The organism is Flavonifractor hominis (genome assembly GCF_040095835.1).
GTDB lineage: Bacteria > Bacillota > Clostridia > Oscillospirales > Oscillospiraceae > Flavonifractor > Flavonifractor hominis.
Window position 1 is genome coordinate 208,063 of record NZ_JBBMFT010000003.1, and the last position, 22,303, is coordinate 230,365.

Annotated in this window: 23 protein-coding genes; 7 read left to right on the top strand and 16 right to left on the bottom strand. The window is 56.4% G+C overall.

All coding sequences use genetic code 11. The features are described 5' to 3' along the window. Positions 1–60: 60 nt before the first annotated feature. On the bottom strand, positions 61–456 hold the full coding sequence (cdd, locus tag WMO45_RS06880; RefSeq protein ID WP_349140003.1) for a cytidine deaminase: 396 nt from the start codon (positions 454–456) through the stop codon (positions 61–63). Positions 457–657: 201 nt separating this feature from the next. Between cdd and WMO45_RS06885 the strand changes: the two genes are divergently transcribed. Continuing rightward, complete coding sequence (locus tag WMO45_RS06885; RefSeq protein ID WP_349139829.1) at positions 658–807, top strand: DUF4177 domain-containing protein; 150 nt, start codon at positions 658–660, stop codon at positions 805–807. A gap of 203 nt (positions 808–1,010) precedes the next feature. On the opposite strand, the gene WMO45_RS06890 is transcribed toward WMO45_RS06885, so the two are convergent. From WMO45_RS06890 to WMO45_RS06905, 4 genes are all read right to left on the bottom strand, one after another. Further along, positions 1,011–2,270, bottom strand: a complete 1,260-nt coding sequence (locus tag WMO45_RS06890) for a polysaccharide deacetylase family protein (RefSeq protein ID WP_349139830.1) — start codon at positions 2,268–2,270, stop codon at positions 1,011–1,013. An 88-nt stretch (positions 2,271–2,358) separates the two neighbouring features. Continuing rightward, the gene (locus WMO45_RS06895; protein WP_349139831.1) at positions 2,359–2,874 is read right to left on the bottom strand and encodes a Gx transporter family protein; all 516 of its coding nucleotides are present in this window, start codon (positions 2,872–2,874) and stop codon (positions 2,359–2,361) included. Between the two features lie 38 nt (positions 2,875–2,912). After that, positions 2,913–3,326, bottom strand: a complete 414-nt coding sequence (locus tag WMO45_RS06900) for a NusG domain II-containing protein (RefSeq protein ID WP_349139832.1) — start codon at positions 3,324–3,326, stop codon at positions 2,913–2,915. Next, a complete protein-coding gene (locus WMO45_RS06905; protein WP_349139833.1) occupies positions 3,295–4,338 on the bottom strand; it encodes an FAD:protein FMN transferase in 1,044 nt (347 codons plus the stop codon). Before WMO45_RS06905 ends, WMO45_RS06900 begins: the two co-directional genes overlap by 32 nt. A gap of 171 nt (positions 4,339–4,509) precedes the next feature. Between WMO45_RS06905 and WMO45_RS06910 the strand changes: the two genes are divergently transcribed. Beyond that, positions 4,510–5,274, top strand: a complete 765-nt coding sequence (locus WMO45_RS06910) for a hypothetical protein (RefSeq protein WP_349139834.1) — start codon at positions 4,510–4,512, stop codon at positions 5,272–5,274. Between the two features lie 42 nt (positions 5,275–5,316). Here the strand turns inward: WMO45_RS06910 and WMO45_RS06915 are convergent, their stop codons facing one another. Further along, positions 5,317–7,104, bottom strand: coding sequence for a Na/Pi cotransporter family protein (locus WMO45_RS06915; RefSeq protein ID WP_349139835.1), 1,788 nt, complete (start codon positions 7,102–7,104; stop codon positions 5,317–5,319). A 227-nt stretch (positions 7,105–7,331) separates the two neighbouring features. Between WMO45_RS06915 and sigK the strand changes: the two genes are divergently transcribed. The 3 genes from sigK (at position 7,332) to WMO45_RS06930 (ending at position 10,230) form a co-directional block, all read left to right on the top strand. After that, positions 7,332–8,075, top strand: a complete 744-nt coding sequence (gene sigK / locus WMO45_RS06920; RefSeq protein ID WP_349139836.1) for an RNA polymerase sporulation sigma factor SigK — start codon at positions 7,332–7,334, stop codon at positions 8,073–8,075. A 74-nt stretch (positions 8,076–8,149) separates the two neighbouring features. Further along, the gene (locus tag WMO45_RS06925; protein ID WP_349139837.1) at positions 8,150–8,731 is read left to right on the top strand and encodes an RNA polymerase sigma factor; all 582 of its coding nucleotides are present in this window, start codon (positions 8,150–8,152) and stop codon (positions 8,729–8,731) included. Further along, positions 8,728–10,230, top strand: coding sequence for an anti-sigma-I factor RsgI family protein (locus tag WMO45_RS06930; protein WP_349139838.1), 1,503 nt, complete (start codon positions 8,728–8,730; stop codon positions 10,228–10,230). Before WMO45_RS06925 ends, WMO45_RS06930 begins: the two co-directional genes overlap by 4 nt. A gap of 115 nt (positions 10,231–10,345) precedes the next feature. Here WMO45_RS06930 and WMO45_RS06935 read toward each other — a convergent pair whose 3' ends face one another. Further along, on the bottom strand, positions 10,346–11,545 hold the full coding sequence (locus WMO45_RS06935) for a mandelate racemase/muconate lactonizing enzyme family protein (protein ID WP_349139840.1): 1,200 nt from the start codon (positions 11,543–11,545) through the stop codon (positions 10,346–10,348). A 41-nt stretch (positions 11,546–11,586) separates the two neighbouring features. Further along, positions 11,587–12,912 (bottom strand): GntP family permease, encoded by a 1,326-nt coding sequence (locus tag WMO45_RS06940; RefSeq protein WP_349139841.1) that lies wholly within the window; start codon positions 12,910–12,912, stop codon positions 11,587–11,589. A 260-nt stretch (positions 12,913–13,172) separates the two neighbouring features. Here WMO45_RS06940 and WMO45_RS06945 point away from each other — a divergent pair, with 260 nt between their 5' ends. Then, on the top strand, positions 13,173–13,901 hold the full coding sequence (locus WMO45_RS06945; protein ID WP_349139842.1) for a FadR/GntR family transcriptional regulator: 729 nt from the start codon (positions 13,173–13,175) through the stop codon (positions 13,899–13,901). Positions 13,902–13,970: 69 nt separating this feature from the next. Here WMO45_RS06945 and WMO45_RS06950 read toward each other — a convergent pair whose 3' ends face one another. The 4 genes from WMO45_RS06950 to bilQ form a co-directional block, all read right to left on the bottom strand. Continuing rightward, positions 13,971–16,547 carry an EAL domain-containing protein gene (locus WMO45_RS06950; RefSeq protein ID WP_349139843.1) on the bottom strand — a complete coding sequence of 859 codons (2,577 nt, stop codon included), beginning with the start codon at positions 16,545–16,547 and terminating at the stop codon, positions 13,971–13,973. Between the two features lie 231 nt (positions 16,548–16,778). After that, positions 16,779–17,267, bottom strand: a complete 489-nt coding sequence (gene bilS, locus WMO45_RS06955; protein ID WP_349139844.1) for a flavodoxin family protein BilS — start codon at positions 17,265–17,267, stop codon at positions 16,779–16,781. Continuing rightward, the gene (bilR, locus tag WMO45_RS06960; protein ID WP_349139845.1) at positions 17,264–18,376 is read right to left on the bottom strand and encodes a bilirubin reductase; all 1,113 of its coding nucleotides are present in this window, start codon (positions 18,374–18,376) and stop codon (positions 17,264–17,266) included. Before bilR ends, bilS begins: the two co-directional genes overlap by 4 nt. Continuing rightward, a complete protein-coding gene (gene bilQ / locus WMO45_RS06965) occupies positions 18,361–18,792 on the bottom strand; it encodes a bilirubin utilization transcriptional regulator BilQ (RefSeq protein ID WP_349139847.1) in 432 nt (143 codons plus the stop codon). Before bilQ ends, bilR begins: the two co-directional genes overlap by 16 nt. Before the next feature lie 137 nt (positions 18,793–18,929). On the opposite strand from bilQ, the gene WMO45_RS06970 reads away from it, so the two are divergent. Continuing rightward, the gene (locus tag WMO45_RS06970) at positions 18,930–19,232 is read left to right on the top strand and encodes a hypothetical protein (RefSeq protein WP_349139848.1); all 303 of its coding nucleotides are present in this window, start codon (positions 18,930–18,932) and stop codon (positions 19,230–19,232) included. A 106-nt stretch (positions 19,233–19,338) separates the two neighbouring features. Here WMO45_RS06970 and WMO45_RS06975 read toward each other — a convergent pair whose 3' ends face one another. From WMO45_RS06975 to fabG, 4 genes are all read right to left on the bottom strand, one after another. Next, positions 19,339–19,794: a MarR family transcriptional regulator gene (locus WMO45_RS06975; RefSeq protein WP_349139849.1), complete on the bottom strand. Its 456-nt coding sequence runs from the start codon at positions 19,792–19,794 to the stop codon at positions 19,339–19,341. Positions 19,795–19,863: 69 nt separating this feature from the next. Further along, positions 19,864–20,298, bottom strand: coding sequence for a 3-hydroxyacyl-ACP dehydratase FabZ (fabZ, locus tag WMO45_RS06980; RefSeq protein ID WP_349140004.1), 435 nt, complete (start codon positions 20,296–20,298; stop codon positions 19,864–19,866). Between the two features lie 6 nt (positions 20,299–20,304). Further along, positions 20,305–21,546: a beta-ketoacyl-ACP synthase II gene (gene fabF, locus WMO45_RS06985; RefSeq protein ID WP_349139850.1), complete on the bottom strand. Its 1,242-nt coding sequence runs from the start codon at positions 21,544–21,546 to the stop codon at positions 20,305–20,307. A gap of 12 nt (positions 21,547–21,558) precedes the next feature. Then, positions 21,559–22,302 carry a 3-oxoacyl-[acyl-carrier-protein] reductase gene (gene fabG, locus WMO45_RS06990; RefSeq protein ID WP_349139851.1) on the bottom strand — a complete coding sequence of 248 codons (744 nt, stop codon included), beginning with the start codon at positions 22,300–22,302 and terminating at the stop codon, positions 21,559–21,561. Between the last annotated feature and the right edge of the window lies 1 nt (position 22,303).

Sequence of the window (22,303 nt, forward strand, 5' to 3'; positions counted from 1 at the left end):
GGCCTCCTGATTTTGCTGGGTTTTGGAACCGATGATGGACCCGCCATCAAACGGGTGGACTCAGTCCAGAGATTTGGGGCCGAAGCCGTGGGGCAGCAGCTGTGCGAGGGACAGCTTTACGAAACGGTGATCCCCCTGCGCTACCAGGACCGTCAGATCAGGGGCGAATTCATAGAGCATCTGGCGGCAGGCTCCGCAGGGCCAGCAGGGCGCGCTGGAATTGCCCACCACAGCCAGGCGCACAAAGTCGTCCCGATGTCCTTCGCTTATAGCCTTCACCAGGGCGGTGCGCTCGGCGCAGATGGTGGAGCCGTAGGCGGCATTTTCCACGTTGCAGCCGGTGAATACCGTGCCATCGGCACACTCCAGGGCGGCTCCCACGGGAAAATGGGAATAGGGGACATAGGAACGCTCCAGCATGGTAAAGGCCAGTTCCACTAACTCCTGATCGGTCATCATGGCCATCTCCTTTCATAAAAGTGGTACCATGGATCAAAAATTTATTATACCACACAGAAAATTTCCCCGCAACGGCGGGCAAAACTCCGATTGTTGTGGGATTTATTGTGCTGTGGCGTTTCCTTGAAACAGAAGACGGGTTTCTTATATAATAGCATTAAGTGGGTTCGAATATCTGAACATAAGGGGGAAAAGATCATGAAAGAATACAAAGTCATGGAGGTAAAAAAGAGAGACGCGGAAAAAGTGATGAATGATATGTCAGCTCAAGGCTGGGAAGTGGTAAGCATGACGTATTGGAACTATTGGAAAATCTGCCTGCTGATCGTTTTTTCCAGGGACGTGTAAAAGGTTTACGATCCCTGGTGCGGTGAAAGAGCTAAGGGAGCAAGCGCGTGTACAACAAAAGGTGCGCCCGGTCTGGGCGCACCTTTTGCTGTATGATGGCTAGTTGGAGCTGAAAGTAAGTTTGGCCAATTTCTGTTTAGAGGGGAATGAAGGAGGCAGAATGGCCAATCTCCAACACGGGCCCGGATGAAAGACGGAACGGTTTACCAGGTGGTACCCAGATTGGGGCGTACATCCAAGTCAATGATCTCCCGTGCATCGTAGAACTGCTTGTACCACTCCAGAGCTTTCCCATTGCGCAGAGTCGTTCCATCAGGGTGGAGCCGGTCACAGATGACCGCTGAAATATCCTTTTTGATATAAGAGAAGGAGTTGATTCCAACGCTGGCGAAGATGCGGAACCCCTGGCTCTGTAAGTACTGGAACACCGGGCCGGTGGTGTGCCAGTCGTCTCCGTCAGGCCGACCGCCGTGGGGATAAAAGAGGATGTTGGTGGGACCTACCAGACTGCCTACCTCTTCTGCCCAGCGGACGGTATCCCGCTGAATGGACTCTAGCGGCTTGCTGTCCAGCCGGATGTGTCCCCAGGTATGGGAGCCAAAAGTCCAGCCGGTTTCCTTCAGACGCTGGATAACGGGCTTGACCGCTTCGATTTCAGCCTGCCGTTTGGCGTCGAAAGCAGGGCGGGCGGGATCATCTGCGGCGATATCGATGTCGTTCTGGGTACGGTAACCCAGAATACCCTCATAGCCGGTGAGGGAGAAAATAGCCTTGGCTCCGTTGAGCGAAAAGTCGGGGTGTTGCAGCACAAACTGGTCCAGAATGGGGGTAGCGTCCAGGTCTTGGGTGAGAGAGACTTCACCGGTAAAGGGGTCCTTTGTCTCTGCCCAGATCTGTCCGTCCTCCCCCAGCACCAGCTTGGAGGTAAAACCTTCGGCCAACATGTATTCATAGTAATTCACATCGTCGAAGGAGATAATCAGAGGTTTTTTCCCTTCGGGCAGCATCAACGTGTTGCGCTGCATGCGGGTCACGCCGTTCTCGTCGGTGACCTCGCTCCATACGTCGCCCATGTTGACCAGAATATAACCGCGATCATAGACGCTCTGGAGAATTTTCTTGAATTCATCGGCCGTGACCATCCAGTCATCCAGGCCTTCCTGGCGGGTTTGGGAGATGGCGCTGGAAAAGGTGTATTCCGGATAGGCAATGACCGGGTGGAAAAACAGGTGTTCCACGACCTGATCCGGGCCCCAGGCCTGGGTCAGCTGGTCTTCGCTCCAATAGGTGCGCACCGCCTCATAAGGGTCTGGAGTAGGGGTAGGCTCCGGTGTGGGGGTAGTCACAGTGGGGGTATTGTTCGGTAAGGTCTCGGTGGTGCCTTCTTTGCCGCAGGCGGCCAGGGAAAGCGCCAATACCGCTGACAGGATCAGTGCAGCGGTACGTGTGAGTCTGGTTCTCATAGCATGCTTCCTCCCGCAGTTATTCTCTGTGGCTCTTATCTTACGACGTAAACATAAGAAAGGAAACAACAAAACAGTGACAAAATTCTTACGATTTTATGTCACCCACGACAGAAAGTCGGTGGACCAGCAAAATGGAGGCGCCGCCGGTGACGGCTCCGGTGATCAGTGAACACAGCAGCAGCGGAGGCAGATAGGCCAGCGGCGCCCTGGTTTCCAGTACGGCCATGGCGGCCAGTATCTGCCCGGTGTTATGGGCTGCGGCTCCGGCAATGGAGACCCCGAAAAGAGACAGCCAGGGTACGCGTACCAGCAGAGCCATGACGGCCAACGCCAATAGTCCACCGGTCAGAGAGAAGGCAAGCGCCATCAGATTTCCGCCCAGCAGAGCGCCCAGGAAGCACCGGGCAAGCAGAATCAGCAGGGCCTCGCGCCCGGACAGGCAGCACAGGGCGTATACCGTGACCAGATTGGCCAGGCCCAGCCGCAGCCCGGGCAGCGGAAACAGAATGGTCAGCGGAACCAGACCCTCCGCCACCGAGAGAGCCAAGGCCAGAGCAGTGAGGACCGCGCAGCGGGTAAGCCGCCGCAGAGGGGAAGACAAGGGACTGCGCCTCCTTTTTTGGAAAAATCATGGAACCATTAGCCGCTGATGGCGTCAAATTCCACAGGGTCGCTCCCTGTCAGGGAAATGATGAGCCGGTCAGGCAAACAGATGATTTGCTGTCCAGCCTGACTGATCCAGCCGGTGTGGACACAATCCTGACTGGGGCATTCGCTCTCCAGTACACAGATCCGCTCCGGCTCGATCTGAATGGTCAGCGGGTAGGGGGCCTGATCCAGGGGCAGTGTCACCGGCTCCGTCAATGTGGTCAGGTCGTATTCGGCAATGGTCTCCCCGTCCAGGACAATGTGAGCGGTGAGGTATTGGCTGGGCGCTGGACGCAGAGCAAACAGCAGAGCAACGGCTGCTGCGGCCACCAGCAGTGCCACCACCACATCTCCTATGCAGGGACGGCGACGCTCAGCGGCGGGCGATCTCATAGGTATAGCCATAGGTATCCTCCCGGGTCTGAAGGCCGTTTTCCAACCCTTCGGTTATCAGTACTGTGCCGTCTGCCTGGCAGAGGACCAGTTCAAAGTCGTCACGGGAGCGCCAGAAATCCAAGGCAGCGTCTGTACCCTCAATGAAGAGAGCAGTAGACAGTGCGTCGGCCAGGATCGGATCGGCCGAGACCACGGTGACGGACAAAAGGCCGCTGTCGGCAGGGTATCCGGTTTTGGGATCAATGATGTGGTGATAGCGCACCCCGTCCTCCTCAAAATAACGTTCATAGCCACCGGAGGTAGAGGCGGTCACGTCTTCCAGGGTCAGCACGCACAGGTACTCAGACGTGTTCTGCGGATCTTTTACCGCGACCCGCCAGGCGCTGCCATCCGGCTTGGAACCGATGACGGTCACGTTGCCGCCCAGATCCAGCATAGCCGACTCCGCGCCGGTGGAGCGGATGACCTGCTGGGCCTGACCGGCGGCAAAACCCTTGGCGATGGCGCCTAGGTCGATCTCCATGCCGCTGGCTTCCAGCCGGGCGGCAGAGGCGTCGGTATCCACAAGAAGCTGCTGGCTGTCCACCAGGTCCATGGCGGTATCCAGCATCTGCTGGGTGGGGACGTGCTGTTCTTCCTTGGTAAAGCCCCAGGCGTCCATGACGGGGGCGATGGTAATATCAAAACTGCCGGGCAGCAGTTCGGTAATCGACTGGGCCCGGGCCAGCAGTTCGGACAAGTCCGCGTCCACGGTGACCCAAGTGCCGTCGCCAGCGTGGAGATTGATCTGGGAGACCTGGCTGTCGGCATCGGTACGGGAGAGAAGACTCTCCAGACGCTGGATCTCACTCCGGGCATCCTGAATGGCCTGGGTGCCCATATCGCCGTACACAGTGATGGACATAACTGTGTCCATGGCAAAGAACGTGTCGGAAGCGCTGGCAGGCTCCGTCTGGGCCGGAGCGCAGCTGCACAGCAGCAGAATAAGAGCGGCAGAGAGAACAGAAAGGCGGCGTTTCATGGCAGACTCCTCACCGAAAAGATAAGCGTATTTTATCATAATTTCCTGCCGCAGAAAAGAGGAAAGGGATTCTTATCTTGCAATATGGCGAAAATTCTGATAAACTATACAAGATTGATGATTGATTGACGCCTGGAGTTAAGGTGGCGTCCGAATACAGGAGATGGACACATGGACAAAAATCAACGGCAGGCTAGACAGGAGGAAGAAGCGCTCTATAAGGCGTTTGGCTGGATTGGCGGCGCGGTAATTTTGGAGATCCTGCTTCTTGCACTCAACCGGTTTTATGTGAACTATACCATAGATCAGATCGATTTGGCAGAGGCGCTTCGGGTGGTATTGGACCGATTGGCGGTGATCCTGCCGGTCTGTTTTGTGGTTTTGCTGGTTGTTACCCTGCTGCTTCACCGGGCAAAGCGGCGGATTCTTCTCCCTGTGGTGGCGACACTGGCGGCTTTTGTCCTGGCGTTGTGTGCCATTATCATTTCGATCTTTGATGCCAGCGGCATCCACTTCCTCTATGTGGCGGTGCCGGTGTTGGCAGTACTGGCGCTGATCTACTATCTGTATCAGCGGGAATTTTTCTTCGGCGCAGTACTGGGAGTGCTGGGACTGGTGGGAGTAAAAGTCATCCCACGTCGGCTGAGCACGGTATGGATGGGCTATGGTTACCTGGTGGCACTGGGGGCGATCCTTCTGGTAAGTGTGATCGTATTCCGGATGCTGCAAAGCGGAGACGGAACCCTGCGCATCGGCGGAAAGCAGAAGGAGATCCTTTCCCGGGGTGCCAATTATGCGCTGCTTTATGCCACCTGCGGTATCGTGGCAGCGGTGACAGTAGCAGTTCTGCTGGTGGGTGCTATGGCTGTGTTTTACGGTGTGCTGGTAGCCTGGCTGCTGATTTTGGCTGTCTATTACACGGTTCGAATGATGTAAAAAATAAAAAAAGGCCTGTCCCAGTTTGGGACAGGCCTTTTTTTATTTTACCTGTGTGGGCATCAGAGGAAGAACATATTTTTCCTGGTATTGCTGAAACAGTGCATCAAAATCCGGATCCATGCCGCCGTGGTGCAGGTTTCGCATGTATGCATGGGAATCGATACGGATGATATCATCCTTGGAGGCGCTCTGGCGTATGATCCGCAGGGCAATGTTCGAACAGTGGTCCGACATACGTTCCAGATTGATCAGCAGTTCCAGAAATTGAGCGCCCGATTCAATGGTGCATGCGCCTGCCTTCAGGCGCTCCACGTGACGGTTTTTCAATGTATTGGAGATCAGATCCACCACTTCTTCCAGCGGCTCCACCCGGGCGGCTTCCGCTCGGCGGCGGGTCTGATAACAAGCCAGGGTATGTTCCAGCGTTTCGTCCACTGCGCTGGTGAGCTGATCAAGCTCTTTCTGAGCATCCGGAGAGAAGGAAATGCCGCGTTCATGAAGAATCTGAGCGCTTTCCGAAATGTTGACGGCGTAGTCGCCGATCCGCTCGAAATCAGACAGGGTATGCAGCAGTTCGGATACCTTCGTGCTTTCTTCGGCAGACAGCGCGCGGTCGGTCAGCTTGACCAGGTAGTTGTCCAGCAGTCCTTCCATCTTGTCCAGAGCGGTTTCCGTCTCGTTGAGCCGCTCCAGCTTTTTAAGGTCGAACTTTTTGATCAGTTCAACGGCCAGGTGGAAATTCTCCTGAGCAAATTCTCCCATCTGCACCACGGCGTCATGGGCCTTTTCCAGTGCCAGAGAAGGGGAGGCGAGGAACCGTTCATCCAGGACAGAGAGATTGCGTTCATCGGCGTCTCCCGGCACGACCAGCTGTACCAGTTTGACCAGCAGCTGGTGGAACGGCAGCAGGAGCAGAGTGCAGGCAACGTTAAAAGCCAGATGAAGGTTGGCAATGGACCCCATATTCATGGTGTTTTCCCAGAACGGGAAATGGAACAAAAGGTTTCCCGCGTAAAGGACGATCAGGAAAAAAACAGAGCCAATCAAATTGAAGAACAGGTGGATCATAGCGGTGCGCTTTGCATTTTTAGAGGCGCCGATGGAGGAGATCAGCGCCGTGATGCAGGTGCCGATGTTTTGGCCCATGATCAACGGCATGGCAATATGAAATTTGACTACGCCGGTGGTGCTGATCGCCTGCAGAATGCCCATGGAGGCGGAAGAGGATTGCAGCAGGGCGGTGACCAGTGCTCCGGCTGCCACACCCAGGAAGGGGTTGGAGAAGGCGGTAAAGACTGACTGAAACTCCGGTATATCCTGCAAAGGAGCTACGGCGGCGGACATGGTATTCATTCCAATGAACAGCAGACCTAATCCCAGGATGATCTGCCCAACGGTTTTTTTGCGTCCGCGCTTGATAAACATATAAAAAATGATACCGACCACAGCAAGCATAGGACCGAGAAAAGAGGGCTGCAGCAATTGCAGGGCCAGCTGGTCGGAGTCTACATCGCCCAAACGCAGCAGTTGGGCGGTGACAGTGGTGCCGATGTTTGCACCCATGATAATGCCGACGGTTTGCTCCAGTTTCATAATACCGGCATTGACGAAACCGACACACATGACCGTGGTGGCAGCAGAACTCTGGATCAGACCGGTGACGACGGCGCCTAAAAGGACGCCTTTGAACACATTACTGGTCAGTCGTTCCAGAATTTGCTCCAGACGTCCACTGGAAAGCTTTTCGAGACCGTCTGTCATGGTGGACATTCCAAACAAAAACGTGGCGATGGCACCCAACATGGCCGCTATATTTACAAGATTCACAATTTTCCCCCCAAAAAATTCGACGGCTTCGCCGAGTTTTCGGATCAGGTCCCTATATTTCTAATGTAAATTATAGCGCTTACAGCGGCGTTCGTAAATGCTTATTTGTATGATTTGTTATTTCTATAAAAATAAAAGGGGGATCAATTGAGGCAAATGTCAGACGTGACAGATGGGAATAGAGACAGGCGCGGAGAGAATAGAGTGGACACATGGAGGTGTGGGCTATGCTGAGTGCCTGGATTTTGCTGATGCTGAACAGTCTCTTTTTTACCCTGCGTTTATCCAGCGGAGGGAGCGGGTCGTTTCCGAAACCCCTTAAAGCGGCAGAGGAACGGATGTATCTGGAACGGTTTGCCCAGGGAGATCTGGAGGCGCGAAATATTTTGATCGAGCACAACCTGCGCTTGGTTGCGCATATCATTAAAAAATACTATACGCCCAATGGCGACCAGGACGATCTGATCTCTATTGGGACGATTGGTTTGATTAAGGGAATCAGCACCTTCAAACTGGACAAGAACATTCGCCTGGCGACCTATGCCTCCCGATGTATAGAGAATGAGATTTTGATGTATTTCCGTGCACAGCGCAAAAATCAGGGAGAAGTATCCCTTTCCGACTCGATCGACAGCGACGATGGGAGCAGCCTCTCCTTGATGGATACCATTTGCGTGGATGACAATATGCTGGAGGAAATGGATGTCAGAGACTCCTGTGTAAAGGTGCGGAAGTGTGTAAAAAACTGCTTGGATAAACGGGAGGCCATGGTAGTGATTCTACGTTATGGACTCAGCGGAAGAAAGCCGTTGACCCAGCGAGAGATTGCAGAGCAGTGTGGAATTTCACGTTCCTATGTATCCCGCATTGAAAAAAAGGCGCTGAAAAAGCTGGAGACAGCCATGCAGCAGCCGGAGCGGGAAAGAAAGACCGACGTCCAGAAAAAGGCTTTACGAAAGGAAATGGAATAAGATATAATAAAAATGAAACGGATGCAATAAAAACGCTGGTCTGAACATTATACAAATGACGGGAGCGCGACACCATGTTAATTCTGCTTGAAATGATGGCGGAGGAGAGCCGCGCCTTAACTGCACCGGCTGTGCTGGAGCCGCTGATGGCAGCGCTGGCGAAGGGGGAGCAGGAGGCTTTGGCGGAGCTGTACCGCCGGGGGCGGACGGCGGTCTATGGTCTTGCGCTGTCCTATCTGAAAAACCAGCATGATGCCGAGGATGTGACACAGGACACCTTTATCCGGGTCTGGGAACATGCAGGGCAGTATCGTCCCAACGGGACGCCACTGGCATGGATCCTGACCATAGCCAGAAATCTTGCGCTGATGAAGCTGCGGGAACGGGGCAAGGCACAGGATATGACGCCGGAGGAGTGGGAGAAGGTGGCGGGAGAGAACCCGCTGCTGACGGCGGAAGACCGGCATGTGCTGAATATGGCCATGAATGAACTGGCTGACCAAGAGCGGCAGATTGTGATTCTCCACGCGGTGACGGGATTCAAGCATCGCGAGATCGCGGCTCTGTTGGAACTACCTCTGGCCACGGTGCTGTCCAAATACCGACGGGCGCTGCAGAAACTTAAGACAAAGCTGGAAGGAGGGGAGAGCAAGTGACGGACTACGACTTGGAAAAGCGTCTGCGTACGGCGTTAGACCATGCCGCTCCGAATGACCTGGATGGGCTGCTCTCCCAATGTACGCCCCAGAGGCAGAAGATCATACCGATGAGCACACCGGTGCGGACATCGCATCGCAAACGTTGGACCGGTCTGATAGCGGCCTGTCTGGCGCTGGTATTGGTGGGAACCGGAGCAGGGATCGGATTTTATCAGACGGCGGGAGCCGTAGCCTCTGTGGTGTCGCTGGACGTGAATCCGGGGGTCAAGCTGGAGGTGAATCGCCGGGAAAAAGTGCTCAGCGCCGTGGCGCTCAACGACGATGCCGACGACATCCTGGACGGGATGGAACTGAAGGGGACGGACCTGAATGTGGCGGTAAATGCTATTGTAGGTTCACTGCTCAAGCATGGCTATGTGGATGAACTGGCCAATTCCATCCTGATCTCGGTGGAAGACAGCGATGTTACCCGTGGGGAGGAACTGGAACAGCGGTTAGCCGCCGAGGTGGAGCAGGTGCTGGAGTCAGCTCAGATCAATGGTGCGATTTTGTCTCAGACGGTCAGCGCCAGCACAGACTTGCAGCAAAAAGCGGACGAATATGGTATTTCGTTGGGAAAGGCAAGCCTTATCCAGTCACTGGTGGACAGCAGCAGCACACTGGATTTTGAGTCCCTGGTGGGGCTGTCCATCAATGAACTGAATCTGCTGGCCAATTCCACTGCCGTCCAGGTGGATTCCACCGGGACGGGGGAGACGGCGGTAGAGAGCAACACGGCCATTCATTCCAGCGGTACGGCCAGTCAAAGCGCCTATATTGGTGCGGAAGCGGCCCAGCAGATCGCTCTGGAGCATGCCGGAGTGACGGCGGCGGATACACAGTATCTGAAGTCCGACTATGATTATGAGGACGGACGGATGGTTTATGAGGTGGAGTTTTTTGCCGGCGGTACGGAGTATGAGTATGACATTGATGCCGCTACGGGAGCGATCGTCCAGTACGAGCGGGAGCAAAAGCAGAACAGTTCCAGTGCATCTGGGACTACTGCAGCGGAGACGGCGGATATCGGGGAGTCTGCGGCCAAGGCGGCAGCATTTGGAAATGCCGGCGTGCAGGAGAATGAGGTCTCCGGACTTGAGGTCGAGCGCGACCGGGAGGATGGCCGCATCGTCTATAAAATAGAATTTTGGGTGGGAAGCATCGAATTTGAGTATGAGATCGATGGGACCAATGGTTCTATACGCAGCGGGCAAAAGGAGGAACATGCTCAGACTTCGGCCTCGAGCCAGCTGATCGGAGAACAGGAGGCGCTCAATGCCGCGCTGCGGCATGCGGGAGTAGCCTCAGATGCTCTCCGCGAATTGGAGATCGAGGACGAGCTGGACGACGACATCCCCCACTATAAGGTGGAATTCAAGGCTGGCGGCGGAGAGTATGAATATGAGATCGACGCCAGAGACGGGACGATCCTCGCGGCGGAACAAGACTGGGACTGAGTCTTAATTATATGTAAGAAAGCCCGGACACCAGTGGTGTCCGGGCTTTCTGTACGTTGAGAGAAGGTGGTTAAATCATGGTGTGGGGGGAGGGAGGGTATTCTCACGCGCGGTATTATTTTACGGTGACCACTTCGGCGTTTGCGATGGCCTCCTCGGTCAGTTCCTGGCCGATGCCGGGCAGGTCCGGAACTTCGAAATAACCGTCTTTTGCCACATAATCGTATTTGCACAGGCGGATGTTGTCTTCGATCAGGGCAGAAGCGTGCAGCTCGTGGATCACAAAGTTGGGGATGACCGCCTCCAGCTGCAGGGCCGCCGCAGCGGAGATGGGACCGCCACAGCAGTGGACCTGGACACCGATATCATAGACATGGGCCATATCACAGATCTTCTTACCCTCCGTCAGTCCGCCGGTGTTGCACAGGTCGGGCTGAATGATACCGATGGAGTGGTCTTCGAAGAACTGGCGGTATCCCCAGCGGGTGTATACCCGCTCGCCGGTGGCCAGGGGAATCTCTACCTTGCTGTTGATCTCCCGGAACAGGGCTGGGTTGAGGGGCTGAGTTGGCTCCTCGTAATAGAAACAGTTGAGCTTTTGCAGCTCGCGGCCCAGTTGGACAGAGGTAGTGGCGTCGGTCAGCGCGTGCAGCTCGATGATAATGTCTACGTCGGGGCCGACTTCCCGCATGGCCGCTACCCGGTCCACCGCCAGCTGGAGCTGGTCACGCTGGAGGATGCCGCGGCTGCTGCGGCCCATCCAGACACCGTTGGCATCAAAGCCCACGGGATCGACCTTGACACAGTCAAAACCGTCCGCCATGGCTTTGCGCATGGCCTCGGCGTATTCCTCAGGCTTGGCCAGGGAGTGACTGACCTTGCCCCAGTCAAACTGGAGCTGGCTGGCATAAGCGCGCAGCTTATGGTTGGTCTTGCCGCCCAACAGCTGATAGACTGGTGCGTTGAGCGCCTTGCCGCGGATGTCCCACAGAGCGATGTCGATGCCGGAGATACCGGCCATGATCACGCCGCCGTTGCCCATCCCCCAGAAGGTGAGTCGGTGCAGGCGGTTCCAGATCTCCTCATTGTTCATGGGGTTCAGGCCGATGATACACTTGGCAAAATCCACGCCCATACCGAAGCCGGCGCTCTGAGCGTTGCCGTAAGCCACACCGATCTCACCATATCCGCTGATTCCCTCATCGGTGTTGATGCGCACAAATACAGGATGCCAGGGTACATTGCCGACAGCCACTTCGGCGGCCACGGAAGGGGTTTTAAAGGCTTTGATGATATCAACACTGGTAATTTTCATAGCGATCCTCCGTTCTTTCCTTTCAATTGTTTATACATGGATCATTGGAGCAAGACATTTAGGATACAGATCACCACCATGGCGACTAAGCCCATGATGACCGAAGTAAGTGTGATCAGCCGGTAACTCTGGGTCAGCTTGAGACCGCCCAGTTTGGTAACGCACCAGAAATAAGAGGAGTTGGTATGGCAGAAGGAGAGAGAACCGGCAGCGGTGGCCAGCGTGGCAACCACGGGGTTCAGACCCAGCGAGGGGAGCATGGGGCCGAGGATACCGCCTACGGTGGTCAGAGCGACGGTAGCGGAACCCTGGGCCAGGTTGATCAGGGCGGCCATCAGATAGGGGACAAACACGGCGGGGAGGCCGGCGTCCAGGACCAGACCGGTCAGCGTGTCGCCGATGGTGGTGGCCTGCAGGACCTTGGCAAATCCACCGGCCGCAGCGGTGATGCACATGATTTCAGCGGCGTTTTCCAGAGACTTGGCTACCCAGCCGTTGGTGACCGTCTCATCCAGCTTGGTGGGGAGCAGGAAGCAGATAGCGGTACCGATGAGCAGAGCCACCCAGGGGGTGCCGACGAAGTTCAGGATCTGCTGAACGACATTGCCTTCAGCGTCGCCGAAAAAGGACTTAAGGATGATGATCAAAATGGGAAGAGCCACGGGAATGAAGGACATGGGAGTGGAAGGCGCGTGTGCTACGACCTTATGGAACTCTTCCTCCTGCTGAGCGTCCAGTTCACTCTCGGTGGCTACGTCGGGAAACGCGCCCTTGACAAAGCGGGAGTTGGCCCAGAGGGAGCAGACAATAACAACGGGGATGGAGACGATCAGTCCATAGAACATGACCTGACCAATCTCCGCACCATAGAGCGCGGCGGCCGCCACGGGGCCGGGCGTAGGCGGAATGAAGGAGTGGGTGCACAAAAGACCGGCCATCAGAGCCACCACCAGAGCGGCATAGGGAATTTTACCCCGGCGGGAGATGCCCTTGATGATGGGGTTGAGGATGACGAAACCAGAATCACAGAACACCGGGATGGAGACAAAGGCGCCGGTAATAGAGGTGGCGTAGGTAGCGCGCTTGATGCCGATTACTTTCAAAATGGCGTCGGCAATTTTCTGGGCACCACCGGTATACTCCAGGAATGTACCGATGACCACGCCGCAGACAATTACGATACCAATGCTGGTCATGGTGCTGCCAAATCCACCGGCGATGATATCGGGCAGTTCGGCCAGGGGGATACCGGCGCACAGACCAAAAAAGACGGAGACGAGCAGGAGACTGAGAAACGCATGGACCTTTAGCTTGGAGATCATGAGGATGAGCAAAACCACGGACAACACAAACCAGAACAACAGCATAAATTCCCCTCCTTGCAATGATAGGTGTGGTACGGGCCCATATGGATAATCAGGTCACCTGTTCGCCTGATTATCTGATTGACAAGCAAATTATTGCACAGGATGACGGCTGTGTCAAGCGAATTCTTGTGCACTCTGTCTAATTTGGGCAAAAAAGAGAGATAAAATGAAAATATTTGTATAATATAGATAAGCGTGTTATAATAAAACAAAAAAGCACGTTCCGAAGGGCGCATAGTTTAGCCGCAGGAGTGAAGAAAATGACGACGATCAAAAAAGTTGAGAAGATCACAGCCGGAGAGCAGGTTTATCAGAATTTACGTGAAAACATCGTTGCCCACCGTTGGAAGGAAAATGAAAAGCTGCCCTCGGAGCTTGAACTGGCCAACTTATACGGGGTCAACCGTTTGACGGTTCGTATGGCGCTGCAGCGGCTGAATGCTCTGGGACTGGTTGAGACCCGTGTGGGCGACGGAACTTATGTGAAAAAGTTTGAATTTTCCGACTATATCAGCGCGGCGGAGGATCTGTTCAGCGATCCAAAGCTGATGGAAGATGTATGTGATTTTCGAAAGCTGATTGAGAAGGAGTGTGCGCATTTGGCCGCATTGCGGGCGAGTGCGGCGGAATTCCGGGAGCTTCATGAGTTGTGCGATGATTACGATGCGTTCAAGCGGAATGTTGCCATTCCTGTGACGGAAGCGGATCTGAAGGAGATGGCCCGGCGGGACTGCGATTTCCACGCGAAGGTGTGTCTCATGTCTCACAACACGCTGTACAGCTACTGTTTTACTGTGGCGCGTTCCACCATTGAGAAGTACATTGCCCTTACCCTGCAAAAGCGGTTGGATACCTGGGAGAAAAAGGGGGTATCTCCGCTGGAAGGGGATTTTCGCCACCGGGCGATTTTGGAGGCAATGGAGAAAAAGGACTTTACATTGTGTGACAAGCTTTATGACGATATGATCGACTACAACATTGAGCTGTGAGGCGACAAAAAGGCGCCGCCCCTGTTTTACGACAGGGGCGGCGCTTTTTGCGTGATGGGAGAGCAGAAACTATTGCTGGGCCTTTTCCAGCCGGAACCGGGTGACCAGGAAACTGGCCAGCACCCGTGCCTGTGAGTCGTCGTGGATGGACCGGCGCGGATTGTCCACGCCGATGAACCCGATCACCTGGCTGTTGTCCAGCAGCGGGACCGCAATGAGACGCTGAATGCCTTGCTGGTGCAGAGTCTGCCACTCCAGGGGAGAGGTTTTTTGCAGCGGTTCCAGGTTGTAGATGAGAATGGAGCGCTGCTGCTCAAACAGGCGCATCCAGCGCTCAAGGGCGTTGGGCGGCACATTTTGCAGATGCTCCCGCTGCGGCAGTACCTGGTGGTCACACCATTCAAACGTATTGTCCCAGTGCCCAGGGTGCAGAGGGCTGGGCTCAAAGAGATAAGCCCGGTCTGCCCGGTAAAATTCTCCGACGGATTTCAGAACCTGGTCCACAGCGTGCCGGTAGTCGGTCTGCCTGGCCAGGGCCTCTACATAGCCTGCCACAGTCTGGGCAAATTCCAGACGCTCTCGGGTGGTCTGACTGATGTATTCCCGCTTGGTGATGTCCACCGCTACTTCCATGCGGAGTTTTTTGCCCTTGAGCAGGAGAAGCTTATCCTTTAGTAAAAAGTGACGGCCGCAGTAATCGTTATGGTCTTCCCAGACATAAAAAGAATCCTGCCGGAGATGCTCGTTGGGGCAAAACGCACATGGAGTGTCCATTCCACGGAATACCTTGTAACACTTTTGGCCCCGATAATCCCGCAGGCCGTAAAGCCGCTGTCCTGCTTGGTTGAGATAGTAGATCTCGTGAGTCTGCATGTCGCAGAGAGAGAGAATGTCCTCGGTTGCATCCAGCAACGCGCTTTCAAGCTCTGCTTTTTCCGGGGAAAAATAGGATGCATCTTCAAGCGTACCCTGACCGTACTGCGCGGCCTGCCCTGCGTTGGAGAGCCGCAAGAGATCTTGGCGGCTCCGATAATGGTGTGCAAACGAATCTGGAACGCTGGGTGTGGCAAACAGAGACCCCTGGTAAAGCGTTGGATGCAGGCGTTCCAGAGCAAGGAGCTCTTCCGGTGTTTCCACGCCTTCACAGCAGACACGAATGTGGCAGCTGTCAGCCAACTCGATCATATTCGAGATCAGGCGGAGGTTATAGGCGCTGTTTTGTACCCCACTGACAAAACACCGGTCGATCTTGATCTCGTCCACGGTCAGCTCCTTCAGCCAGCTCAGGCTGGAGTAACCGGTGCCGAAGTCGTCCACCGAGATGCCGATTCCCTCCTGCTTCCACGCGCTGAAGATGGTGTTCAGATGTTGATAATCCTGCAGCTGCATACTTTCGGTGACTTCAATGGTCAGCGCGTCGCCCGGCAGGCCGCTTGCCTTGAGGATCCGCAGCACATCCGTCTCGATTTCGGCGCGGTAAAGCTGCATGTAGGACATATTCACACTGATGTGGAACGAAGGAAACTGTGCCCGCCAGATGCGGCACTGTTCCAGAGCGCATTGGAGGACCCAAAGCCCAACCTGGTAGATGAGGCCGCTTTCCTCCAGAATGGGGATAAATTCTCCGGGCGGAACCGTGCCGCGGCGGGCAGATTCAAACCGAAGCAGAGCCTCGGCGCCAAACAGATCAAAAGATTCGGAACGGACCTGGGGCTGGTAGCAGAGGGAAAAGCCCGCAAAGCCGCGGCGAACGGCGGTTTCCAGATCCTCGCGCAGTTCGAGGGCGGTCAATTTTTTTTCATAGTCCTCCGGAGAAAAGAAGCACAGACGATTTTTCCCTGAGGCTTTGGCGGCTTCCAGAGAGCTTTCGGCATATTGAATGAGGACAGAGGATTCCGGTACCTGATAGTCCAACAGCGGCACACTGCCGCCAGATATGGTACATTGTCCCCGGAGCTTATCCTGAATGGAGCGAAAATAGCAAACCACATCGTCTGCCGCGGCACCGGGCAGTACCACAGCGAAACTGTCGCCGTTGATGTGGAAGATTTGTTCCACATTTCCAACGGTATCCACAATACCCTCAGCCAGGCTCCGCACCACAGCATCCCCAAACTCCCGGCCGTGTTTGAGGTTGATGCTCCTTAAATTGTCCACACCCATGATAAGCAGAAAACCTTCGCGTGCGGCGCGGCGCAGCTGCTCCAGTTCCTGTCTGAGGGCCGCGTGATGGTATGCGCCATCGGGACGGTCCGGGGAAGACTGAACGGAAAGGCGGCCCAGGACATAGTCCGGCCTGCCGGAAGCATCCAGAAAGCATTTGCCCCGGCTGTTGATCCAGACGGTCTGCCCCAGGCGGTTCCGGACACGGTAGTTTACCGTATAGCAGGTGCGGGAACCCCGGAGCAATTCTTCATAAAGCTTCTTCAATTTCGGCAGATCCACAGCGGTCACGATGCTGCGCCACTGTTCCAGGGTGCAGCGGCTTTCGCCCTGGGGAAAAAGATCAAAAACCTCTTTTGTGTTCTGAGAGAAATGGATTATGCCGCTCTGGCAGCGAAAGAGAAGATAGTAGTCCCCGGTGCTCTCGCTGAATTGATCGATGGAGAGCAAAAGATGGTCTTCTGATGTAGTGACTGTTCCCATACGGTACACTCTTTCTTGGTTTCAAAGCATGCGCCGTCCTTTTGTACAGAAGAGCAAAGGAAAGCACAGGCAAAAATTTGGGATGATTATGAAATATATATGATATCTTAGCCGTTCGCATTGTACCCGGAAACGGGAAAAATTGCAATATGAAAGGGAAAGAAACCTATAGATTGGTACTAAAAAGTATACCGAAGAGAAAAAGAGGAGGGGGTATACTGGCTCAGCAGGTCATATCGTGGTATGCAGAGCGGCGATCAGTGCGTCCAGGTCGGCTGTATCCGGGTGGGAGCAGGCGCGGTCAAAATTGTCCAGCATGGCCTGACGGCGGGGCGTATCCTCCATTGCTGCATAACGTTCCCGCACGGCTGCGGGCATCTTCCCCTGGCACATATAACTGCCGGTCAGCACAGCGCCGGCGGGAAGGTGGGCCTTGACGCGGGCAAGAATATCTGCGAAGTATGCGGGGGAACCGCCAAAACCGGCAGTCCCGAAAAGAAAGAGCTCCTGTGTGGTAAGCGTGGACAAAAAAGCGGCGGTTTCTTCGTCACAATTCCCCTTGTCGGTCCAGAACCCGACATAGATCCGCTCCGCGGACAGTGCCTGAGGGCTGGGCGGCCCAAAGTAGACGCATGCGTCAGCGGGAAGTGTATGGCGAATGGTCTCGGCCAGAAGCTTGGTGTTTCCGGTCCGGCTGCTGTAAACGATGGAATAACTCATAGGTCAGACTCCTTTTCATAAATACAGTGTACGCCCTGATGGGCCATCATACCGCCCAGGCACTTCCGGTTGCAGCGCACACAGCGGCGGATGGCGTCGCAGTTCCCGGAAAACACCTTGTTGGGCCAGTCAGGGTCGGCGATGAGCTGACGGCTCATGGCGGCGCAGTCGATGCGTCCGGCGCTAAGCTGTGCTTCGATAAACCCCGGGTCGGTCAGACCGCCTACACCGCAGACAGGAAGACGGGTCAGCCGGCGCACCTGGTCACACAGGTGCAAAAAGCACCCTTCTCCGCCAAAGCAGGGGTGTCCGGCCGGTGGGATGGTATCGCTCAGCGCGCTGTGGTTGGCCAGTGCTACATGAAAGCTGGTAACGCCTGCCTGCTCCAACAGCGGCACAAAGATCGGCAACTCGGATTCCAGCACGCCGGCATTGCCATAGCTCGGCGTCTGCTGGCGCACGGCCAGCTTATAGTCAATGGGCAGTTCGGGCAGGCGGCTGCGTACGGCACGGACCGCCTCCACGGCAAAGCGGGCACGGTGCTCCGCGCTGCCGCCATAGGCGTCCTGCCGGAGGTTATAGATAGCGGAACTGAAGCTGCCGCACATCCGGTCCCCATGGATCTGGACCATGTCGAACCCGGCCTTTTGAGCCAGAACCGCCGTCTCACCAAAGTGCTCGGTGATGGCATGGATACGGCGGACAGACAGACCGGTGATGTAGGGACCCACCTGTTCGTTGAGCAGGGGGCGCAGCTGCGCCTTGGAGATACGTCCGCTCAGAACTCCGGGTACATATTTTAGCATGGCCCCAAGATTGGAATCGGACTGGTGCAGCTGAGCACACAGGCGGCAGTCGTGGGCGTGGATCCTCTGGGCCAGCTGGGTGTAGAAGGCAAAACCGTCTGATGTATGCAGCGAGGGAGTAAATCCGTGCCGGGACACCGGTACATCGCCGATGATGATCATAGCGCAGCCGCCTGAGGCAATGGCCTCCAGGCGGGCGAGCCACTGCTCCCGGGGCAGGCCCATGGAAGTGGGGGCAAAGAGAATGCGGTTTTTCAGGGTAAGGCCGCCGTAATCAAAGGGGCTGTTTATGGTTTCGTACATGAAATCGCTCCTGACAGGGGAATGTGATACACTTTCTCCAACAGCGCCATCAGCTGAACTTGCTCTTCCGGGGTCAGTCCTGAGAGTGCCTCCGCATCCCAGTCAAAAAAGACCTGGTGGCTGACCTGAAAGGCGCGCAGTCCCTGCTCACTCAGGGAGAGATGGTAGGACCGTCCCCGCTTTTCCCGGAGCAAAAAGCCGTCTTCCACCAGCTTCAGAATGCTGCGCTGACCGTATCCCCAATCCAGGCCCAGCGCATGGGTCAGTTCAGCCTGGGTACATTGGGGATGTTTGCCGATGTAGATCAGCGGAAACAAGGCGCCATAGCTTAATCCCAACTGCTGGAGGCGGCGGGAGGTGTAGGCGGAGAAACTGCGGTAGAGCATAGTACAGTGATAGGAGAGGGTTTGAAACATAGGGCTCACTCCTTTATTACTTGACAAAGTCAAGTATAGACAAGAAGCTTGACTTTGTCAAGTAAAATAAGAAAGCTTGACAAGATGGGAAAAATGTGATATGAGTGAGGTACCAAACAAAGACAGGGGGTGCCGGTATGAACGAGAAAAGAACAACCAAACGTAGAAGCGGTATGCGCATGCTTCTGGTCATTCTGGCATTGTACGCAATGGCACTGGTCGGGCTGCTCTGGGCGGCGCTATCGGGGGAGCATGAGGGCGTACTGGTGGTGTGCATCGCCTGGCTGGCACTTGGCTGGGTCCCCTTGTGCCGCATAAAGGTGTTAGGGTCCCAGCAGGCTTTGGACCTCACGGTGTTTGGCAAACGCATTGGTACTCTGGAGGGAGAGAGCTCCTGCTCTGTGCCCTTCCTGGTTCAGTGCAGTTCCCGACGCAAATAACGATGCCGGGCGGTATGTCGACAGATGGATGCGCCGACGGAATTGGAGAACAAGTCATAAAAAAAGCCCGACCGGAATCCCGGTCGGGCTTTTCCCTTGTTTGCATTCAGGTTTCTTCCGCTGAGCCCAGACTGATCTCAGGCATGAGCTCCTTGCTGATGATAGAGAGCATTTCTTCCAGCTTGGCGCATTCCTCAGGAGTGAAACGCTGACGCATCCGCTCGGTGACCACGTGGACATAGTCGTTGCTGATGTTGTAATAATCCTTGTATTTCTGAGTGACCTGGAGATGGTACTCCCGCTTATCCTGCTCAGACTGGATCTTCTGCACATAGCCCTTGCGGATCAGACTGTTGATCTTGTAGGCCGCATTGGGAGGAGAGATGCGCATGAAGGAGGCAAATTCATTTACCGTCGGAGAGCCCAGGGCCTGGATGGTCTCCATGGCGAAGGTCTCCACCGTGGTCAGGCTGGCCTCCCGGTTTTGAAAGCGCTCAAAGATCTCCTGGTAAAAGTGAAGCTTAAATTTCGTATACACCGTTTCAAATCTCTGTTCCAGCATGCCGCAGCCTCCGCAGAATCTTTAGATGATCGATATTAAGATTATAACAAACGGCGGAGGAAAGGGCAATCAGGAATCCTTTCCCAGAGCAAAGGTGAGCTCCGCCGTGGCGGCCACCTGTCCGTTGACGGTGGCCTTGGCCTCGCCAATGCCCACCGGGCCCTTCTGCTTGATGAGGGTGCACTCCAGCTCCAGCACGTCGCCGGGGGTGACCTGGCGGCGGAACCGGGCGTTCTTGATCCCGCCGAAGAAGGCGATTTTGCCGCGGTTTTCCGGCATGGACAGCAGGGCCACCGCGCCTACCTGGGCCAGCGCCTCCAGAATGAGGACCCCGGGCATGACATGGTACTGGGGAAAGTGGCCCTGGAAAAAGGGCTCATTGACGCTGACGCACTTGATCCCCTTGGCCCATTTGCCCTCCTCGCCGTCCACAATGCGGTCCACCAGGGCAAAGGGGTAGCGGTGGGGGAGGATCTCGGCGATCTGGTTGGAGTTATACTGCATCATGGCTCAGCCCTCCCACTTCTTCAGCAGGACGCAGGCGTTGTGGCCGCCGAAGCCCAGAGAGTTGGAGAGCACATACTCCACCTGGACCGCGCGGCCCTCATTGGGCACGTAGTCCAGGTCGCAGGCCGGATCGGGCACCTGATAGTGGATGGTGGCGGGCAGATAGCCGTCGTGCAGGGTGAGGGCGGAGAAAATAGCTTCCACCGCGCCGGCGGCGCCCAGCATGTGGCCGGTCATGGACTTGGTGGAGCTGACGGCCAGCTTATAGGCGTGTTCGCCGAATACGGTCTTGATCGCGGCGGTCTCGCCGGAGTCGTTCAGGGGGGTGGAGGTGCCGTGGGCGTTGATATAGCCTACCTGCTCGGGGGCCACGCCGCCGTCGGCCAGCGCCTGGGCCATGGCACGGGCGCCGCCCTCCCCGTTGGGGGCGGGAGCAGTCATATGATAGGCGTCGCAGGTGGCGCCATAGCCCACCACCTCAGCGTATACTTTGGCGCCGCGGGCCTTGGCGTGCTCGTACTCCTCCAGCACCAGGATACCGGCGCCCTCGCCCATGACAAAGCCGGAGCGCTCGGCGTCGAAGGGAATGGAGGCCCGGTTGGGGTCGTCACCCACGTGGAGGGCCCGCATGGAGGTGAACCCGCCGATGGACAGGGGAGTGACGGCGGCCTCAGCGCCGCCGCACAGCATCACTTCGGCGTAGCCGTCCCGGATGTGGCGGAAGGCGTCGCCCACCGCGTTGGAGCCGCCGGCGCAGGCGGTCACCGGACAGGTACACATACCCTGAAAACCAAAGGCGATGGCGATGAGGCCGGCGCCCATGTTGGCGATGGTGGAGGGGATATAGAAAGGGGAGGCCCGGTCGAAGCCCTTTTCCGAGCAGCGCATCTGCTCGCTCTCCGTGATGCCGATGCCGCCCACGCCGCTGGAGACGATGACGCCGCAGCGGGTGCGGTCGATGGCCTCCAGATCCAGGCCGCTGTCGGCCACCGCCTCCTTGGCGGAGGCCATGGCCAGCTGAGAGTAGCGGGCCATGTGGCGCACTTCCTTCTTGTCCAGCACGGAGGTGGGGTCCCAGTCCTTCACCTCGGCGGCCAGATGGACCTTCTGCTTGGACGAATCATACTGGGTGATGGGGGCGATGCCGCACACACCGTTTTTCACGGCCTGCCAGGTCTCGGCCACGTTATGGCCCAGGGGATTGACGCTCCCCATGCCGGTAATGACGACTCTGCGTTTTTCCATATTCGTTCCTCCTTACATGCCCATTCCGCCATCGACGGAAAGGACCTGTCCGGTGATGTAGGCGGCCTCATCCGAGGCCAGGAAGGCCACCGCGGCGGCTACGTCCTCCGGCGTGCCGGCCCGGCCGGCGGGAATGGAGGCCAGCATGGCCTCCCGGGCGGCTTCGGGCAGGGCGGCAGTCATGTCGGTGCCGATATAGCCGGGGGCCACCGCGTTGACGGTGATGCCACGGCCGCCCAGCTCCCGGGCCAGAGACTTGGTCATGCCGATGACGCCCGCCTTGCTGGCGCAGTAGTTGATCTGGCCCGGATTGCCCCGGAGAGCCACCACTGAGGAGAGGTTGATGATGCGGCCGTACTTGGCTTTCATCATGGGCCGGGCGGCGGCCTTCATGCACAGAAAGGCCCCCTTCAGGTTGGTGGCGATGACGGCGTCAAAGTCCTCTTCCTTCAGCATCATGGCCAGATTGTCCCGGGTGATGCCGGCGTTGTTCACCAGAATGTGGAGTCCGCCCAGTTCCTTCACGGCGGTGTCCATGAGGGTTTTCACGGCGGCGGCGTCGGCCACGTCCCCCTGGACAGCACGGGCCTCCACGCCCAGCTCCTTCAGGGCGGCCAGGGTCTCCTCCGCGGCGGCGGTGTTGCCGGCGTAGGAGAATACCACGTTGGCGCCCCGGCGGGCCAGCTCCAGACAGATGGCCCGGCCGATGCCCCGGCTGCCGCCGGTGACCACGGCGGTCTTTCCAGTCATACTCATA

What these genes read in the sequence shown, in the direction of transcription:
- cdd (WP_349140003.1), bottom strand. Translation starts at nt 456, where the DNA reads ATGACCGATCAGGAGTTAGTGGAACTGGCCTTTACCATGCTGGAGCGT.
- WMO45_RS06885 (WP_349139829.1), top strand. Translation starts at nt 658, where the DNA reads ATGAAAGAATACAAAGTCATGGAGGTAAAAAAGAGAGACGCGGAAAAA.
- WMO45_RS06890 (WP_349139830.1), bottom strand. Translation starts at nt 2,270, where the DNA reads ATGAGAACCAGACTCACACGTACCGCTGCACTGATCCTGTCAGCGGTA.
- WMO45_RS06900 (WP_349139832.1), bottom strand. Translation starts at nt 3,326, where the DNA reads ATGGCTATACCTATGAGATCGCCCGCCGCTGAGCGTCGCCGTCCCTGC.
- WMO45_RS06905 (WP_349139833.1), bottom strand. Translation starts at nt 4,338, where the DNA reads ATGAAACGCCGCCTTTCTGTTCTCTCTGCCGCTCTTATTCTGCTGCTG.
- WMO45_RS06910 (WP_349139834.1), top strand. Translation starts at nt 4,510, where the DNA reads ATGGACAAAAATCAACGGCAGGCTAGACAGGAGGAAGAAGCGCTCTAT.
- sigK (WP_349139836.1), top strand. Translation starts at nt 7,332, where the DNA reads ATGCTGAGTGCCTGGATTTTGCTGATGCTGAACAGTCTCTTTTTTACC.
- WMO45_RS06925 (WP_349139837.1), top strand. Translation starts at nt 8,150, where the DNA reads ATGTTAATTCTGCTTGAAATGATGGCGGAGGAGAGCCGCGCCTTAACT.
- WMO45_RS06935 (WP_349139840.1), bottom strand. Translation starts at nt 11,545, where the DNA reads ATGAAAATTACCAGTGTTGATATCATCAAAGCCTTTAAAACCCCTTCC.
- WMO45_RS06940 (WP_349139841.1), bottom strand. Translation starts at nt 12,912, where the DNA reads ATGCTGTTGTTCTGGTTTGTGTTGTCCGTGGTTTTGCTCATCCTCATG.
- WMO45_RS06945 (WP_349139842.1), top strand. Translation starts at nt 13,173, where the DNA reads ATGACGACGATCAAAAAAGTTGAGAAGATCACAGCCGGAGAGCAGGTT.
- WMO45_RS06950 (WP_349139843.1), bottom strand. Translation starts at nt 16,547, where the DNA reads ATGGGAACAGTCACTACATCAGAAGACCATCTTTTGCTCTCCATCGAT.
- bilS (WP_349139844.1), bottom strand. Translation starts at nt 17,267, where the DNA reads ATGAGTTATTCCATCGTTTACAGCAGCCGGACCGGAAACACCAAGCTT.
- bilR (WP_349139845.1), bottom strand. Translation starts at nt 18,376, where the DNA reads ATGTACGAAACCATAAACAGCCCCTTTGATTACGGCGGCCTTACCCTG.
- bilQ (WP_349139847.1), bottom strand. Translation starts at nt 18,792, where the DNA reads ATGTTTCAAACCCTCTCCTATCACTGTACTATGCTCTACCGCAGTTTC.
- WMO45_RS06970 (WP_349139848.1), top strand. Translation starts at nt 18,930, where the DNA reads ATGAACGAGAAAAGAACAACCAAACGTAGAAGCGGTATGCGCATGCTT.
- WMO45_RS06975 (WP_349139849.1), bottom strand. Translation starts at nt 19,794, where the DNA reads ATGCTGGAACAGAGATTTGAAACGGTGTATACGAAATTTAAGCTTCAC.
- fabZ (WP_349140004.1), bottom strand. Translation starts at nt 20,298, where the DNA reads ATGCAGTATAACTCCAACCAGATCGCCGAGATCCTCCCCCACCGCTAC.
- fabF (WP_349139850.1), bottom strand. Translation starts at nt 21,546, where the DNA reads ATGGAAAAACGCAGAGTCGTCATTACCGGCATGGGGAGCGTCAATCCC.
- fabG (WP_349139851.1), bottom strand. Translation starts at nt 22,302, where the DNA reads ATGAGTATGACTGGAAAGACCGCCGTGGTCACCGGCGGCAGCCGGGGC.